The organism is Pantoea sp. X-Soil-MYKO-1289 (assembly GCF_059730625.1).
The window spans coordinates 184,641-200,499 of sequence record NZ_AP036004.1 but is presented as its reverse complement, the minus strand read 5'-3'; the positions used below and the strand labels follow the sequence as shown (position 1 = coordinate 200,499).

At 63.2% G+C, this 15,859-nt stretch carries 13 protein-coding genes and 1 pseudogene; 2 read left to right on the top strand and 12 right to left on the bottom strand.

Annotated features, from left to right (window positions below; translation table 11 throughout):
• Nucleotides 1-34 precede the first annotated feature (34 nt).
• Together AC6I7Z_RS00910 and AC6I7Z_RS00905 are read right to left on the bottom strand one after the other, a co-directional pair.
• A pseudogene (locus AC6I7Z_RS00910) lies at nucleotides 35-941 on the bottom strand (Rpn family recombination-promoting nuclease/putative transposase).
• A gap of 140 nt (nucleotides 942-1,081) precedes the next feature.
• Entirely contained in the window at nucleotides 1,082-1,723 is a 642-nt protein-coding gene (locus AC6I7Z_RS00905; RefSeq protein WP_497812844.1) for a hydrolase, read from the bottom strand.
• A gap of 235 nt (nucleotides 1,724-1,958) precedes the next feature.
• Here AC6I7Z_RS00905 and AC6I7Z_RS00900 point away from each other — a divergent pair, with 235 nt between their 5' ends.
• Nucleotides 1,959-2,873, top strand: coding sequence for a bestrophin family protein (locus tag AC6I7Z_RS00900; protein ID WP_497812843.1), 915 nt, complete (start codon nucleotides 1,959-1,961; stop codon nucleotides 2,871-2,873).
• Here AC6I7Z_RS00900 and AC6I7Z_RS00895 read toward each other — a convergent pair whose 3' ends face one another.
• The 4 genes from AC6I7Z_RS00895 to AC6I7Z_RS00880 form a co-directional block, all read right to left on the bottom strand.
• Complete coding sequence (locus AC6I7Z_RS00895; RefSeq protein WP_497812842.1) at nucleotides 2,874-3,770, bottom strand: alpha/beta hydrolase; 897 nt, start codon at nucleotides 3,768-3,770, stop codon at nucleotides 2,874-2,876.
• A gap of 166 nt (nucleotides 3,771-3,936) precedes the next feature.
• Entirely contained in the window at nucleotides 3,937-4,287 is a 351-nt protein-coding gene (locus AC6I7Z_RS00890; RefSeq protein ID WP_497812841.1) for a hypothetical protein, read from the bottom strand.
• A 29-nt stretch (nucleotides 4,288-4,316) separates the two neighbouring features.
• Nucleotides 4,317-5,666: a cation:proton antiporter gene (locus AC6I7Z_RS00885; RefSeq protein WP_497812840.1), complete on the bottom strand. Its 1,350-nt coding sequence runs from the start codon at nucleotides 5,664-5,666 to the stop codon at nucleotides 4,317-4,319.
• A 59-nt stretch (nucleotides 5,667-5,725) separates the two neighbouring features.
• Entirely contained in the window at nucleotides 5,726-6,934 is a 1,209-nt protein-coding gene (locus AC6I7Z_RS00880) for an MFS transporter (protein WP_497812839.1), read from the bottom strand.
• A 95-nt stretch (nucleotides 6,935-7,029) separates the two neighbouring features.
• On the opposite strand from AC6I7Z_RS00880, the gene AC6I7Z_RS00875 reads away from it, so the two are divergent.
• On the top strand, nucleotides 7,030-7,971 hold the full coding sequence (locus tag AC6I7Z_RS00875; RefSeq protein ID WP_497812838.1) for a LysR family transcriptional regulator: 942 nt from the start codon (nucleotides 7,030-7,032) through the stop codon (nucleotides 7,969-7,971).
• Nucleotides 7,972-7,994: 23 nt separating this feature from the next.
• On the opposite strand, the gene AC6I7Z_RS00870 is transcribed toward AC6I7Z_RS00875, so the two are convergent.
• The 6 genes from AC6I7Z_RS00870 to kdpF are packed head-to-tail and all read right to left on the bottom strand — an operon-like array spanning nucleotide 7,995 to nucleotide 15,627.
• Nucleotides 7,995-8,498: a TIGR00645 family protein gene (locus AC6I7Z_RS00870; RefSeq protein WP_497812837.1), complete on the bottom strand. Its 504-nt coding sequence runs from the start codon at nucleotides 8,496-8,498 to the stop codon at nucleotides 7,995-7,997.
• A gap of 54 nt (nucleotides 8,499-8,552) precedes the next feature.
• Nucleotides 8,553-11,225: a two-component system sensor histidine kinase KdpD gene (kdpD, locus tag AC6I7Z_RS00865; protein ID WP_497812836.1), complete on the bottom strand. Its 2,673-nt coding sequence runs from the start codon at nucleotides 11,223-11,225 to the stop codon at nucleotides 8,553-8,555.
• Nucleotides 11,226-11,233: 8 nt separating this feature from the next.
• Nucleotides 11,234-11,797 carry a potassium-transporting ATPase subunit KdpC gene (gene kdpC, locus AC6I7Z_RS00860; RefSeq protein WP_497812835.1) on the bottom strand — a complete coding sequence of 188 codons (564 nt, stop codon included), beginning with the start codon at nucleotides 11,795-11,797 and terminating at the stop codon, nucleotides 11,234-11,236.
• 10 nt (nucleotides 11,798-11,807) lie between these two features.
• The gene (kdpB, locus tag AC6I7Z_RS00855; RefSeq protein WP_497812834.1) at nucleotides 11,808-13,853 is read right to left on the bottom strand and encodes a potassium-transporting ATPase subunit KdpB; all 2,046 of its coding nucleotides are present in this window, start codon (nucleotides 13,851-13,853) and stop codon (nucleotides 11,808-11,810) included.
• Nucleotides 13,850-15,538: a potassium-transporting ATPase subunit KdpA gene (gene kdpA / locus AC6I7Z_RS00850; RefSeq protein ID WP_497812833.1), complete on the bottom strand. Its 1,689-nt coding sequence runs from the start codon at nucleotides 15,536-15,538 to the stop codon at nucleotides 13,850-13,852. The genes kdpB and kdpA overlap by 4 nt, the downstream gene beginning before the upstream one ends.
• The gene (gene kdpF / locus AC6I7Z_RS00845; protein ID WP_033753373.1) at nucleotides 15,538-15,627 is read right to left on the bottom strand and encodes a K(+)-transporting ATPase subunit F; all 90 of its coding nucleotides are present in this window, start codon (nucleotides 15,625-15,627) and stop codon (nucleotides 15,538-15,540) included. The genes kdpA and kdpF overlap by 1 nt, the downstream gene beginning before the upstream one ends.
• Nucleotides 15,628-15,859 lie beyond the last annotated feature (232 nt).

Here is a 15,859-nt window from a genome sequence, read left to right as displayed (position 1 = left end):
CAGGGCCAGCGGATGCTGGCCCTAAAAATGTTCATCAGACGGGCTGAATGCGGTTTAGCTCATCTTCTGTTAGCCCGGTGGCCTGCAAGATCGTCTCGCGCGGCAGCTGCATTTTCAGCAGGTTGCGCGCGACGTCGAGTTTTCCCTCAAGCTTGCCCTTAAGCTCGCCCTCGATACGGCCTTGCTGCCTGAGCTGTTCTGCAATTGTCATCAGTGGGACCTCCTGTTGCGGCATTCGCTGTGCCAGTTCGCAAAAAAAGGCGTCGGCGTCTGTGGTTTCGCCTGCCTGAATAATATAGTTTACCAGCGAGCGTGTTTGTGATGAAGATTTGTCCGCCTGCAAAGCAGCCACCAGCAGGTCCATTACCTCTGCTAAATCGCGCTGGCGAATATGTTTTTGCAGCAGCGTCAGCGCCGCCATACGACGATGCTGCACGATCTCATCGTCGGGAATGACGGTAACGTCGACCAGCGGAAAAGCCTTGCCGTAGAGAAACGGCGGCCAGCTCCGGGTCGGCGAACCCATCCAGCCAGCAGGTTGACCAGGGATAAGGGCTGCGCTGACCGGCGTAAAACAGCACCGGTATCACCAGCGGCAGCCTCTTATGTCCGGCGTCGAGGTGGCGCTTCATTGCCGCCACCGCGTAGCGCAGCAGCCGAAACGCCATCTGTTTGTCCGGCGTCGACTGATGCTCAATCAGCATCTGCACATAGCCGTCGTCGCCGCTGCGGGTTTTCATGCTGTAGAGCACATCGCTGAAGTAAGGGCGCAAATCATCCTCCACGAAAGAGCCGGAGGCCAGCCTGAGCGTGCTGAGGTCACAGAGCGCAAGGAGCTGAGGCGGAAGGTGGATTTCCATAAAGTCGCGCGCCACGTCCGGCTGGCTGAGAAGCTGGCGGAAGACGGCGTCGTGCGGAGTCGGCGTGCTCTTTTTCTTCATCTTTGCTGGCTCTGAAAAAACCTGCGCAAAGCCTGCCACAGCGATAAAAAAGAGTCATTAGCGAGACCGGTAACTCACAGATAATAAAGGGAGAAATCCAGTAAATGGCCCTCTCCCACGGATTATTTACTCTGTCGCGCTCAGGCCAGACGCGCCGGCGCTTTATGCACCATGGTGTAGGCGTAATCAACGCCCATGCCGTATGCGCCGCTGTGTTCGCGCACCAGATCCATCACCGCGTCATAGGTCTCTTTGCGTGACCAGTCGCGCTGGTACTCAAGCAGCACCTGCTGCCAGGTCACCGGGATGGCGCCGGCCTGCACCATACGCTGCACCGAGCGCTCATGGGCGTCGACGCTGGTGCCGCCGGAGGTGTCCGTCACCACATAGACTTCGTAACCCTCTTTCATGGCCATCAGCGCCGGGAACGTCAGACAAACCTCCGTCCAGAGTGCAGAGATAATCAGCTTCTTGCGCCCGGTTTTCTCTACCGCCTCAACGAATTTCGCGTCTTCCCAGGAGTTCATCGAGGTACGCTCAATCGGCTTCGACTCGGGATGGACTGCGAGCAGTTCCGGCCAGATATAGCCGCTAAAGCTTTCGGTTTCGACCGAGGTATAAATCACCGGCACGTTAAAGATTTTTCCGGCCTTGGCCAGGGCGACAGTATTATTTTTAAGCTGCTGGCGATCGATGTTTGCCACGCCGAAAGACATCTGCGGCTGGTGGTCGATGAAAATCAGCGTTGAGTTTTGCGGGTCCAGCAGGTCGAATTTAGACATAATGTTGTTCCTCTCAGCGGGGTTGAATGTTGTGTTTCCGTTGAGATGAACTGTACGCAGCCTGCCTGTTAAGAGATAACGGAAAGAATTTTACAACTTATTAAAATTTATTTTAGATGATTGATAGTTATAGTCTTTTAAAGATAAAAACCGCAAAAAGCACGCGAAAATTCGCATTCACTCAGCGGTCGGCGTAGGCTTTACACACAAAAATAACTTCTACATCGCATTCACTATGATTGTTCGTCCTTACCAACACTGGTTCCGTCGGCTGCTGGGCTGGCACGGTTCGGTGTTGCCGAAAATCGGCTTCCGCCTGTCGTTAAACCTGCTGATGTCGATTATCGCCATCGTCTGCTTTCAGTGGTACGAATCGCTGGGCGTGCATCTGACCACCGCGCCCTTTAGCCTGCTCGGCGTGGCGCTGGCGATCTTCCTCGGCTTCCGCAACAACGCCAGCTACGCGCGTTTTACCGAAGCGCGCACGCTGTGGGGAAGCATGCTTATCACCCACCGTTCGCTGCTGCGTCAGATCAAGAGCGTGCCGCTGGAGGCGGAAAAGGCGCATGAGTTCGCGGCGCTGCAAATGGCATTCAGCTTCAGCATGAAGCATCAGCTGCGCGACAGCGACCCGCGCGACGATTTGACGCGCCTGCTGCCGCTACGCTGGCGCGAGGAGGTATTGCACAGCCCGATGCCCGCCAGCCGCGCGCTGCTCTGCCTGGGCAAATGGCTGGGCGAGCAGCGCCAGCAGGGAAACCTGTCCGATATTCTCTGGCAGAGCATGGATGAAAATCTCAACCGGCTGTCGCTGGTGCTGGGCGGCTGCGAACGCATCGCCTCCACGCCGATCCCCTTTGCCTACTCGCTGATCCTGCATCGCACCGTGTCGCTGTTTTGCACGCTGTTGCCCTTTGCGCTGGTCAGCGATCTGCACGGCATGACGCCGCTGGTCTCGATGTTTATCTCCTACACCTTTCTGGCGCTGGAGTCGGTGTCGGAAGAGCTGGAGGATCCCTTCGGCGTCGAGGCGAACGACCTGCCGCTGAACGCCATTTGCGTCACTATCGAGCGCAGCCTGCGGGAGATGAACGACGACTTCCCGCTGCCGCCGTCGCTGCAGCCCGACAGCCGCCGGATATTGACCTGATCAGCTGAGGCGGTCGAGCCAGCGCGCGTAGGCTTGATCCCACAGAGCGGCAGGCGTGCCCGCTTTGCCAAGGCCAAAGCCGTGGCCGCCGCGGCTGATCTCGATCAGCTCCACCGGCACGCGGTTGCGTCGGCAGGTATCGCGCATCAGTTCAGTGTTGTAAGGATTGGAGACAGGGTCATCCTCCGCCTGCGCCAGAAAGGTGGGCGGATAGCGGCGCGTCACGTAATTCTGCACCGACCAGCTCGCCTCTTCTGCCGGCGTCGCGCCGTTGCCCACCAGAATGCGGTGCGTGGTGGTATGGGTATAGGGCGCTTCCAGGGTAATCACCGGATAGATCAAACCGACGCTGTCGACCTTCGGCACCACCTGATCCAGCTCATCCTGCGGTTCATAGGAGCGAAAATCTGGACGCGCCGCCGCCATGCCGAGCAGATGCCCGCCGGCGGAGAAGCCCAGCACGTGCACTTTGCGCTCCAGCGATCGCACCAGGCGAATGGCGCGCTGCGCATCCTGCAGTGGCGCGAGATGGCCCGCCTGCCACTTCTCTTCCGGCAGGCGATAGCTCAGCACATAGGCGGTATAGCCGTTGCTGTTGAGCCAGCGCGCCACCGGCCAGGCCTCGCGGCCCATGCCGATAAACTTATAGCCGCCGCCCGCCGCGATCAGCACCGCTTCGCCGTTGGGGTTTTCCGGTTTAAAGCGCTGGATGGCCGGGCTGACAATATTGGACCAGGAGCCGTGCTTGTTGACGCGCAGCGGCCCGGACGGCCCGCCGCCGCCCGGCGGTTCATCCGGCCACAGCGGAATGACCTCATCGCGGGCAAAGAGTTTGCCTGCGGTCATGGAAAGAAGGAGGGCTCCGGAACCCAAAAGAAAGTGTCGACGCGTGATCATGATGCCCGTTGAGTCAATGCCAGTAGCTGATTCAGACGCGCCTGTCTGCGGCGGCGCTGTTATTATGTGACGCATATCAATTACTGGCGATTATGTACGCAATTCGGCACAAAATGCCACAAAAAAACGCGCCCTGAGGCGCGTTTGTGCGGAGCAGATAAGCGGCTTAATCTTCCTGCTGAAACTGCGTCATCACCGTTTGCTCGCACAGCTGCTCGTCGGCGCGGAGTTTGCCGCGCTCGTCTTCGCCCAGCTGCAGCCAGGCGTTGGCCACCTCGTTAGCAATATCTTCATCAAACTCCGGCTGATTCATCGCGCTGGAGGATTTGCTCATCGCCGTATAGCTCTTCATTTTCTGCACGTAGGCATCCGCCGTGCCGACCTGGGTCTCCCCGCTGACGATATGGCACAGCTTGCTGGCATAGACGTTCTCCTGCGGGATGTTGCTCTCATCGTCAGCGGCCAGCGCGGCGGACGACGCCAGCATCCCCAGTAAAATCAATAACGACTTTTTCATATCCACTCCTGTTTTAACCTGGTGACGGTCTACTCTTCGTTCTGCCGGGCGGAAAGGCGCGCCGAGCGCCAGTTCAGCAGCGGCGTGACCGTCACGCCATGAATGACGATGCTGCACACCACCAGTGTCAGCGCCATATCAACCATTGTTTCGGCCTGTTGTCCCGCCATGCCGTGTACCCAGGCGAAGGCGATGTAGTTAATACTGCCGATGCCGCGAATGCCCAGCCAGCCGATCAGCAGACGGCGCACCGGCGGAATGCCGCAGCGCAGCGTCGTCAGCCATACCGCCAGCGGCCGCACCACAATAAATAACGCCAGCCCCAACAGGATGCCGTCGAGGTTCCAGTGGTGGGCAAGCGTCACGCCCAGCACCACCATCATCGCCGCCGCCAGCAACCGCTCAATGGTATCACCAAACGAGAGCGCGTCGCTGACTACCAGCCCGACCGATTTTATCATCCCGCCGCTTTCGCCCGCATGCTCCAGACGATTATTAGGATTGACCAGCGCTTCAGCGGGCAACACCCGCTGCTCGTCGCTCAGCTCTTCCGGCGGGTAGGCTTTAAACACGCGCAGTTCGGCGCGACGCAGCCCGACGCCAGCGGCGAAGGTGGCCAGAAAGCCGGATGCGCCGATCGCCTCGGCCGCCGCATAGCTCAGCGCAATCAGCGCCAGCGCGAGAAAGTCGTTAGGCGCCACGTCGCCGTGCGCGCTGCGCAGCCGCGTCGCCAGCAGGCCGACCAGACGACCAAACCCGAAGCCCAGCCCGAGTCCGCCGCCGATGCCCCAAATCACCTCAACCGCCGTCCAGTGTCCAACGCTGCTCCAGCTGAGGCTTTCGCCGTTAAACAGCAGCAGCGCCAGTACCAGCAGCGGCAGCGCCGATCCGTCGTTCATGCCCGCCTCGCTGGAGAGCGCCACGCGCAGCGCGTCGTCGTCGCGCGCGTCGTTAACGGAAATCAGGCTCGCCAGCACCGGATCGGTCGGCGCGACGATAGCGCCGAACGCCAGCGCCAGCGGCCAGTCGAAGCCCACCAGCCAGTGCGCCAGCAGCGTCATGCCGCCGACCGTCAGCAGCATTGCCGGAAAGGCGAGCCGCATGCCGAGGCGCCAGCTGTGCGCGCGCAGCGGCAGGCGCAGCTTCAGCCCGGTGATAAACAGCGATGCCGCCATGGTGATTTCAGTGATATGCGCGGCGGCTTCCGAATGTTTCAGAATATCGATCTGCACGACGTCGAATACCCAGGGCCCGCAGAGGATCCCGGCTAACAGGTAAAGCCCAAACGACGTCACCGGCCCGCGATGGATCCATCCCGACGCCAGCGACATTAATAACAGAAGGCAGCCGGTGGCCGCCATCCAGGCAAGAAAGTTCATAACGCTCCGTTTTCCCTAAAGATTATGTTTAATCCTGGCACAAGAGCGCGAAAGCGGGATCAGTTCTTCAGGTGCCGGCTCGCCAGGCGAAGCGCGAAACTGGCGGCGCCGGCCAGCGTGGCGAGCGTCACGACGCCGTTCCAGCCCCAGCGCGCCAGCGCCAGACTGCCCAGCGCGGCGCCGGTCGCCATGCCGATAAACACCACGGTAAACAGCAGCGCGTTAAGGCGGCTGCGCGCTTCCGGCGCCAGGCTGTAAACCAGCGTCTGGTGCGCCACCAGCGTGGCCTGCACGCCTAAGTCGAAGCCGATGGTGCTGAGCACGATCAGCGCCAGCTGGGCCGGGATCGGTAGCGCAGGCAGCAGGAACATCAGCGCGAAGGAGACGGTGACCAGTCCGGCGCCGACGATGGTGACGCGCGCCGGGCCGATACGGTCGGCGATGCTGCCCGCCAGCGGCGCGGCCATCGCGCCCGCCGCGCCCGCCAGGCCGAAGGCGCCTGCGACCGCGCTGTCGAGGTGGAAGCGATCGCTAAGCATCAGCGCCAGCGTCGACCAGAAGGCGCTAAAACCGACCGACAACAGGCCCTGCGCCAGCGCCGCGCGACGCAGCGTCTGATGATGCCGCCAGAGATGCGCCAGCGACAGCAGCAGCCGCGGATAGCTTACCGAGGTGCCGGGCGTAAAGCGCGGCAGCGCGCGCCACAGCGCCAGGCTGATGAAAAGCACCAGCGCCGCCGCCAGCCAGTACATGGCGCGCCAGCCGAAATACTCCGCCACGACGCCGCTCACCACCCGCGACAGCAGAATGCCTACCAGCAGGCCGGTCATCACCGTGCCGACCGTCTTGCCGCGGCTGCGCTCGGGCGCCAGCGCGGCGGAGGCCGGCACGATATCCTGCGCCACCGTCGCCGTCAGGCCGGTGGCGAAGCTGGCGATCAGCAGCGCGTTCAGGCCGCCGGAGAAGCCGCACAGCAACAGCGCCGCTACCAGCAGCAGCCCTTTAATCAGGATAATGGCGCGGCGATCGTGACGGTCGCCCAGCGGCGCCAGCAGCAGGATGCCCAGCGCATAGCCCATCTGCGTCAGCATCGGCACCATGCCGACCGCGCCGACGCCGACGTTGAACTGCTTGCCGATGATATCCAGCATCGGCTGGCTGTAGTAAATCGAGGCCACGCTCAACCCTGCGCCTGCGGCAAGGGTAAAGACCAGGGGACCGGGCAATCTTTCGGCCGGACTGGCCGCAATGCTGTTAATCGCTGACATTATCATCATCTCCACAGGGGTATGGCGCTTAGTAAAGCGGATTGCCGCCATACGCGGTAGACTGATAAAAGGAAAAACGGTTATGCGTGGAACGTATGAACAACTTATCCAGTCCCGATCGTATTGAACTGATGCAGACCTTTATCCGCATCGTGGAGAGCGGCAGCCTGTCGGCCGCGGCCGCGCAGCTCAACACCACTCAGCCCACCATCAGCCGTCGGCTGCAGGCGCTGGAGCAGCGCCTTGGGCTGAAGCTGATCATGCGCACCACCCACGCGCTCAAGCTGACCGACGACGGCGAGCGCTGCTACGCCCATGCGCGCCAGCTGCTGGCAACCTGGCACGCGCTGGAGGATGAGCTGACCCACGCCAACGACGAACCCATCGGCACGCTGCGGGTGCGCGCGCCGCACGCCTTCGGCCAGGATCAGCTGGTCGCGCCGCTGGTGGAATACCTGATGCGCTACCCGCGCCTTGACGTCGAGTGGATGCTCAACGATCGCACGCCCGACTTTATCGCCGAGAATGTCGACTGCGCGATTCAGGTCGGCGCGCTGAGCGATCCCGCTATCGTGGCGATTTTGCTGGCGGAAGTGCCGCGCATCGTGGTGGCCTCGCCGGATCTGCTGGCGCGGCACGCGCCGGTCGACGCCGTGGAGCAGCTGGCGACGCTGCCCTGGCTGGCGCTGACCAGCTTTTATCGTAACGAGATTGCGCTGCAGCGGATTGACGACGGCCAGCCGGTCAATATGGCGATTGCGCCGCGCCTGAGCAGCGACAGCCTCTACGCGGTGCGCAAAGCGGCATTAATGGGAATGGGCGCGGCGATTATGTCGTCATGGGTGGTGCAGGAAGATTTAGCGCGCGGCGAACTGGTGCAGCTGACGCCGCAGTGGCAGGCGCCGCCTTTGCCGGTCTGGCTCACCTATCCCTGGGCGAGCTACTATCCGGCGCGCCTGCAGAAGTTTTTCGAGATGGTGCGGGAAGTGATGCCGCAGCTGACCGGCACGCGGCCAGCCGGGACGTTTAAGCGCTAACAGGCGCAGCCGCCTGTTAGTCGTTACGCGGACTTTTTCTCGTTTTTCGACATATTGTCCAGCAGGCCCATCACAAAAGCGGACAGCACAAAGGTCAGATGGATAATCACATACCACATCAGCTTGTCGTTGGGCACGTTGCGCGCTTCCATAAACACGCGCAGCAGATGGATAGAGGAGATGGCGACGATCGAGGCCGCGACTTTGTTTTTCAGCGAGCTGGAATCCATCTTGCCGAGCCAGCTCAGCTTCTCTTTATGTTCGTCGATATCGAGCTTAGAGACGAAGTTCTCATAGCCTGAGAGCATCACCATCACCAGCAGGCCGCCCACCAGCGTCATATCGACCAGCGACAGCAGCAGCAGGATCAGATCGTTTTCCGCAATGCTGAGAATATTGGGCAGCAGGTGAAAAATTTCTTCGAAAAACTTAATCGTCAGCGCCAGCAAACCCAGCGAAAGTCCAATGTAAACCGGAGCCAGCAACCAGCGCGACGCATACATCAGGTTTTCGGTAAAACGTTCCATAATTTCCCACAGGTAATCAGACAGGTAAGGCAGTATAACCCATCCTGAGTGAAGTTATTTCAGCGCCTCTTCAGAAATTTGCGGTGCGGGCGGCAGCGGCAAAGAGAGGCGAAAAGCCACGCCGCCTTCAATACGGTTTTCAGCCCAGATGCGGCCGCCGTGGCTCTCGACGATGGTTTTGCAGATCGCCAGCCCCAGCCCGACGCCCGGCACCGACGACTCTTTATCGCCGCGCGCGAACTTGTCGAAGATACGCGTCAGGTCTTTGTCGGCGATGCCCGGCCCGTTGTCCCATACCGCCATCTCCAGCCGCTCGCCGTCGCGCCAGGCGCGAATGCCGCGCGGCGCGCTGTTGCCGGCATATTTCAGGCTGTTCTCGATCAGGTTGGTCAGCACCCGCTCCAGCAGCGCGCTGTCGCCTTTGATCAGCACCAGATCCGACGGCAGGTCGAGCGTGACGCCGTGCCCTTTCAGCGACGGCGCCATGCTGCTGAGCGCGCCGCCGATCACCTCGTCCAGCGCCAGCCACTCTTCGCGCAGGTTCAGACCGCCCGACTGGATGCGCGCCATATCGAGCATGTTGCTCACCAGCCGGATGGTGCTCAGCGTCTGCTCGCGGATCTGGTTCGCCTGCGTCACATATTTCGACTCTTCGCTGGCCAGGTCCAGCATCAGCATCTCCGCCTGGCCGAACAGCACGGTGAGCGGCGTGCGCAGATCGTGCGACAGCGCGGAGAGCAGCGCGTTGCGCAGCTGTTCGCGCTCCGCTGACAGCCGCGACGCCGCTTCGCTCTGCGACAGCGCCATCCGCTCCAGCGCGTTGGCGATCAGCACGGTAAAGGTCTCCACCAGCCGCTGCTGCTCCGGGATCATCAGCTGGCGCAGGTTCTGCGGCTCTACTACCAGCAGCCCGCGGCAGTGCGCGCCGCTCTTTAGCGGCAGTATCTGGTAGGGCACGGCGGGTAGCGTATCGGTGCCCGCGCCTGCGGGCTGGCCCTTGCTGTAGCTCCATTTGGCGATGGCGCGATCTGGCTCGCTGCCCGGCGTCGCCGCGCCCGTCGCCACCAGCTCGCCCTGCTCGTCCGGCAGCAGCAGCAGGCTGCGCGCCTGCAGCGTGACGTCGATAACGCGCTGAGTAGTGGCGGCGATATCTTCAGGCGTCAGCGCGCTGCCCAGCGACTTCGCCATCTCGTAGAGGTGACGCGCGCGCTGCTCGCGGTAGCGCGCCACGCGCGCCTGATAGCGCACGCCGGCGGTCAGGTTGCCGACAATCACCCCCACCGCCAGCATCACCGCGAAGGTCACCAGATACTGCAAGTCGGAGACCGCCACCGTGCCGGTCGGCGCGACGAAAAAGAGGTCGAAGGCGAGAATATTCATTACCGTGGCGATCACCGACGGCCAGCGCCCGTAGCGCAGCGCGATAATCACCACCGCCAGCAGGTAGATCATCACGCCGTTGGCGGTATCGAAGCCGGCCAGCAGCCAGCGTCCGGCGGCGGTGACCACAATGCAGAGCAGCAGCGCCATCAGCACGCCGCGCAGCGGCAGGCGCCAGCGGTCGCCGCCGGTGCGCGCATCCGCTACCGTCGAGGCCTCGGCGGCAGGCTCGTCGAGCGCCACCACCAGCAGATCGAGATCTGGCCCCAGCTTGCCGAGGCGCGTGGCGAAGCTGTCGCGATGCCAGCGCCGCAGCGGGCGACGGCCGGTCACGATCTTGCCAAGGTTATGTTCGCGGGCGTAGCGCAGCACCGCCTGCGCCTCGTCGGGATCGGAGAGCGTGGCGGTTTCTGCGCCCAGCTCCTGCGCCAGCTGCAGGGTTTTCAGAACGGCGCGCCGCCGTGCTTCCGGCAGCCGGTTAAGGCGCGGCGTCTCCACGTAGACCGCGTGCCACTCGCTGCCGAGCCGCGCCGCCAGCCGCGCGGCGGTGCGCACCAGCTTTTCGCTGCCGGAGTCGTCGCCGATGCAGAGCAGAATGGCGTCGCGCGTGTGCCAGACGCGGTCGCGGCCCTGCTGGTCGCGCCAGGCGCGCATCTGATCGTCCACGCGGTCGGCGGTGCGCCGCAGCGCCAGCTCGCGCAGGGCGAACAGGTTGCCCTTGCGAAAGAAGTTTTCGATGGCGCGCTCCGCGCGATCGCCGACGTAGACCTTACCCTCTTTCAGGCGCTGGCGCAGATCGTCCGGCGGCAGATCCACCAGCACCACCTCATCGGCGCTGTCGAAAAAGGGGTCGGGAACGGTTTCGCGCACGCGAATGCCGGTGACGCCGCCCACCACGTCGTTAAGGCTTTCAAGGTGCTGCACGTTGACGGTGGTGATCACGTCAATGCCCGCGTCCAGCAGCTCGTCGATATCCTGCCAGCGCTTGGGATGGCGCGATCCCTGCACGTTGGTGTGCGCCAGCTCGTCCATCAGGATCACCGCCGGATGGCGCGCCAGCGCCGCGTCAAGGTCGAACTCGGCATGACGCGAGCGGCCGGTGGCGCGCCGCGGCAGCACCGCCAGCCCATGCAGCAGGCTGGCGGTCTCTTCCCGACCGTGCGTCTCTACCACGCCGATCAGCACGTCGAGCCCCTGCGCGCGCAGCCGCTGCGCCTCCTGCAGCATGGCGTAGGTTTTACCTACGCCCGCGCAGGCGCCGAAGTAGATTTTCAGCTTGCCACGATGGCTGTCGGCCTGCTGCAACAGCAGCGCGTCGGGATCGGGGCGTTCGCGTTCGTCGTTCATTGCGTCCTTCAGGGTTGAGTCAGCGCGTCCAGCGCCAGATTAAGCCGCAGCACGTTGACGGTGGGATCGCCGCTAAAGGCGAGCAGCGGCCGCTCCGTGTTGGCATCGATTAAATCCTCCACCGTTTTCAGCGGCAGCTGACGCGCCGTGGCGACGCGCGGCGCCTGCCAGTGTGCGGCGGCGGGCGAAATCGCCGGATCCAGCCCGCTGGCCGAGGCGGTCACCAGATCGACCGGCACCGCCTGCGGCGAGAGCGGATTGGCGGCGCGCAGCGCGGCGACGCGTTCCGCCACCGCCTTGTCCAGCGCCGGATTGCTTGCCGCCAGATTGCTGCCGCTCGACGCCAGCGGATTATAGGGCGCGTCGCCGGTCGCCGACGGCCGCCCCCAGAAATAGCCGGGCCGGGTAAAGTTCTGGCCGATCAGCGCCGAACCGCGCGCTTCGATCAGCGAGCCGTTGGCCTGCGCCGGAAACAGCCACTGGGCCAGGCCAGTCGTGAGTAAAGGATACCCCACGCCGGTGACCAGGGTGAGCAGCAGTAAAACTAACATTGCCGGACGTAACTGACTCATTTTTTTCTCCTTATGCCAGACCCAGCAGCACCAGCAGCAGATCGATGGCTTTAATGCCGATAAAGGGCACCAGCAGCCCGCCCAGGCCGTAGATCAGCAGGTTGCGGCGCAACAGCGCCGCGGCGCTCAGCGGCCGGTAGCTCACGCCCTTCAGCGCCAGCGGGATCAGGAAGACGATCACCAGCGCGTTAAAAATCACCGCCGAAAGGATCGCCGACGCCGGCGAATGCAGATGCATCACGTTCAGCAGGTTGAGCTGCGGGTAGGTCGCCGCGAAGGCCGCCGGGATAATGGCGAAATATTTAGCGACATCGTTGGCGATGCTGAAGGTAGTAAGCGAGCCGCGCGTCATCAGCATCTGCTTGCCGATATGCACCACCTCCAGCAGCTTGGTGGGGTTGGAGTCGAGATCCACCATGTTGCCCGCCTCTTTCGCCGCCTGGGTGCCGGAGTTCATCGCCACCGCCACGTCAGCCTGCGCCAGCGCCGGGGCGTCGTTGGTGCCGTCGCCGGTCATCGCCACCAGCCGCCCCTCCGCCTGATACTGGCGGATCAGCGCCAGCTTGGCTTCCGGCGTCGCTTCCGAAAGAAAGTCGTCGACGCCCGCTTCCGCCGCGATCGCCGCGGCGGTCAGCGGGTTGTCGCCGGTGATCATGACGGTTTTGATACCCATCTTGCGCAGCTCGGCGAAGCGTTCTTTGATGCCGCCTTTCACGATATCTTTTAGCGCCACCACGCCCAGCACCTTCGCCCCTTCCGACACCACCAGCGGCGTGCCGCCGGCGCGCGCCACCTCTTCCACCAGCGCGTTGACCTCCGCCGGGAAGCGGCCGCTGTTGGCTTCGATATGGCGTTTCACCGCGTCCACCGCGCCTTTGCGGATCAGCCGGTTCTGCACGTTGACGCCGCTCATGCGCGTCTGCGCCGAGAAGGGAATAAAGCTCGCGCCCAGGCTGTTAAGGTCGCGCTCGCGCAGGTTGAAGCGCTGTTTCGCCAGCACCACGATGCTGCGCCCCTCGGGCGTCTCATCCGCCAGCGAGGCGAGCTGCGCCGCGTCGGCCAGCTGCTCTTCGCTAACGCCCGGCGCGGGCAGAAACTGCGTCGCCTGGCGGTTGCCGAGCGTAATGGTGCCGGTCTTGTCCAGCATCAGCACGTCGACGTCGCCCGCCGCCTCGACCGCGCGCCCGCTGGTGGCGATCACGTTGGCGCCCAGCATGCGGCTCATGCCCGCCACGCCGATGGCGGAGAGCAGACCGCCGATGGTGGTCGGGATCAAACAGACCAGCAGCGCCACCAGCACCGTGACGCTGACCGGCGCGCCGCCCCACGCCGAGAAGGGCCACAGGGTGACGGTCGCCAGCAGAAACACGATGGTCAGCGACACCAGCAGAATGGTCAGCGCGATCTCGTTAGGGGTTTTCCGCCGCTTCGCCCCTTCCACCATGGCGATCATGCGATCGAGAAAGGTCTCTCCCGGATTGACGCTGCACTGGATCACCAGCCAGTCGGAAAGCATGCGCGTGCCGCCGGTTACCGAGGCGAAGTCGCCGCCCGACTCGCGGATCACCGGCGCGGATTCGCCGGTGATGGCGCTCTCGTCCACCGAGGCGCCGCCCTCCAGCACTTCGCCGTCGCAGGGAATAATATCGCCCGCCTCCGCCAGCACGATATCCCCTTTGCGCAGGCTGTCGGCAGAGACCTGCTGCCACTGGCCGCCATGGCGCGGCTCAGCCAGCTTTTTCGCAAAGCTGGTTTTCTTGACCCCTTTCAGGCTGCTCGCCTGCGCCTTGCTGCGCCCTTCCGCCAGCGCTTCGGCGAAGTTGGCGAACAGCACGGTGAACCAGAGCCAGAGCGCGATGGCGCCGGTAAAGCTGGCGCGGCCGTCGAGCCAGCCGCCCGCCATGCCCAGCGCCAGCAGCGTAGTGAGTAGGCTGCCGAGCCAGACCACGAACATCACCGGATTGCGGAACTGCACGCGCGGATCCAGCTTTTTCAGCGCGTCGACCAGCGCGACGCGCATCAGCGCGCCGTTCAGCGCCTGTTGTTGACGACTCATGAGTGCGTACCCTGAAGAAGTTGCAGATGCTCGGCGACGGGGCCCAGCGCCAGAGCGGGAATAAAGGTCAGCGCGCCCACCAGCAGCACCGCGCCGATCAGCAGCGCGATAAACAGCGGGCCGTGCGTCGGCAGCGTGCCGTTGCCCACCGGCTGCGCCTTTTTCACCGCCATACTGCCCGCCAGCGCCATCACCGGAATGATGATGCCGAAGCGGCCGACCAGCATGCAGAACGCCAGCAGCAGGTTCCAGAACGGCGTGTTGGCGCTCAGCCCCGCAAAGGCGCTGCCGTTGTTATTGGCGGCGGACGAGACGGCGTAGAGCACTTCGCTGAAGCCGTGAATGCCGGGATTGGCCATGCCAGCGCGGCCCGCGTCGGTCATCATCGCCAGCGCGGTGCCGAGCAGCACCAGCGTCGGCGTCACCAGAATCGCCAGCGCGGTCATCTTCATTTCGCGCACGTCGACCTTTTTACCCAGATACTCCGGGGTGCGGCCGATCATCAGGCCCGCGATAAACACCGCCAGCACCACGAAAAGCAGCATGCCGTACAGGCCCGCGCCGACGCCGCCGAACACCACCTCGCCCAGCTGCATCAGCCACATCGGCACCATGCCGCCCAGCGCGGTGAAGGAGTCGTGCATCGCATTCACCGCGCCGCACGACGCGGCGGTGGTGATCACCGCAAACAGGCTGGAGTTAAGAATGCCGAAGCGCGTCTCTTTGCCCTCCATATTGAGGGCGCTGTCGGCGCCGAGCGCCAGCAGGTGCGGGTTGCCGCGCGTTTCCGCCCACATCACCGCCACCACCGCCACCACGAACATCAGCGACATCGCCCACAGCAGCATATGGCCCTGGCGACGGTCGCGCACCGCATAGCCGAAGGCGAAGCAGAGCGCCGCCGGAATGAGGAATATCGCCAGCATCTGCACGAAGTTGGTCAGCGCGTTGGGGTTTTCGAACGGATGCGCCGAGTTGACGTTAAAGAAGCCGCCGCCGTTGGTGCCCAGCATCTTGATCGCCTCCTGCGACGCCACCGGCCCCATCGCCAGCGTCTGCTGCGCCCCTTCCAGCGTGGTGACGGCGTGGTAGGGCAGGAAGTTCTGGATGCTGCCCTGGCTGACGAACAGCAGCGCCATCAGCAGGCTGATCGGCAGCAGCACGTAGAGCGTGATGCGCGTCAGATCGCGCCACGCGTTGCCGAGCGAATCGGCGGCGCGGCTGGCGAAACCGCGGATAAGCGCGAACGCCACCGCGATGCCGGTCGCCGCCGACACAAAGTTCTGCACCGTCAGGCCGACCATCTGGCTGAAGTAGCTCAGGGTGCTCTCGCCGCTGTAGGACTGCCAGTTGGTATTGGTAACGAAGCTGATGGCGGTATTGAGCGCCAGATGCCAGCTCAGCGCGGGCAGCTGCTGCGGGTTGAGCGGCAGCCGATCCTGCAGCAGCAGGATCGCCGTCAGCAGCAGCAGGCCGAGCAGGTTGAACAGCAGGATCGCCAGCAGGTAGTGCGGCCAGCGCATGGTCGGCGCCTCCGCGCCGAGCAGACGCCAGAGCGGACGCTCGACGCCCGGCAGCAGCGGCTTATCGGCGATCAGCGCCGCGAGTCCGCGTCCCAGCGGCTGCGCCAGCGCCATTAATGCCGCAAGAAATACCGCAATCAGTAAAAACGCGTTGGCGGCCATCAAAACGCCTCCGCATTCAGCAGGGCATAGATCAGGTAGCCCAGTAACAAAAACACCAGCACGATGCCGGTTATTACGCCCACGCTCACAGCGACCTCCAGAGGGATCAGGGTTTCGCGTTAGCCTGCGCGCATCGGTATAAAGAAGCGGTTAAATTGCGGAGGGCCGGCGTAAAAAAGTTATAAAAATGGCTGAAAAACAGCCTGATGAGTGCGCCCTGCCGCCTTTTTTAGTTATAAAACCCGGCGGCGAGGCGCAACGACTCTGTCGCCATTGTGAAGACGATTGATATTCATTATCATTTCGATTTCCTTGCGAAAT

Bases quoted from the DNA above. Each gene is read 5' to 3' on its own strand.
- AC6I7Z_RS00905 (WP_497812844.1), bottom strand. From the start codon at position 1,723: ATGTCTAAATTCGACCTGCTGGACCCGCAAAACTCAACGCTGATTTTC.
- AC6I7Z_RS00900 (WP_497812843.1), top strand. From the start codon at position 1,959: ATGATTGTTCGTCCTTACCAACACTGGTTCCGTCGGCTGCTGGGCTGG.
- AC6I7Z_RS00895 (WP_497812842.1), bottom strand. From the start codon at position 3,770: ATGATCACGCGTCGACACTTTCTTTTGGGTTCCGGAGCCCTCCTTCTT.
- AC6I7Z_RS00890 (WP_497812841.1), bottom strand. From the start codon at position 4,287: ATGAAAAAGTCGTTATTGATTTTACTGGGGATGCTGGCGTCGTCCGCC.
- AC6I7Z_RS00885 (WP_497812840.1), bottom strand. From the start codon at position 5,666: ATGAACTTTCTTGCCTGGATGGCGGCCACCGGCTGCCTTCTGTTATTA.
- AC6I7Z_RS00880 (WP_497812839.1), bottom strand. From the start codon at position 6,934: ATGTCAGCGATTAACAGCATTGCGGCCAGTCCGGCCGAAAGATTGCCC.
- AC6I7Z_RS00875 (WP_497812838.1), top strand. From the start codon at position 7,030: ATGAACAACTTATCCAGTCCCGATCGTATTGAACTGATGCAGACCTTT.
- AC6I7Z_RS00870 (WP_497812837.1), bottom strand. From the start codon at position 8,498: ATGGAACGTTTTACCGAAAACCTGATGTATGCGTCGCGCTGGTTGCTG.
- kdpD (WP_497812836.1), bottom strand. From the start codon at position 11,225: ATGAACGACGAACGCGAACGCCCCGATCCCGACGCGCTGCTGTTGCAG.
- kdpC (WP_497812835.1), bottom strand. From the start codon at position 11,797: ATGAGTCAGTTACGTCCGGCAATGTTAGTTTTACTGCTGCTCACCCTG.
- kdpB (WP_497812834.1), bottom strand. From the start codon at position 13,853: ATGAGTCGTCAACAACAGGCGCTGAACGGCGCGCTGATGCGCGTCGCG.
- kdpA (WP_497812833.1), bottom strand. From the start codon at position 15,538: ATGGCCGCCAACGCGTTTTTACTGATTGCGGTATTTCTTGCGGCATTA.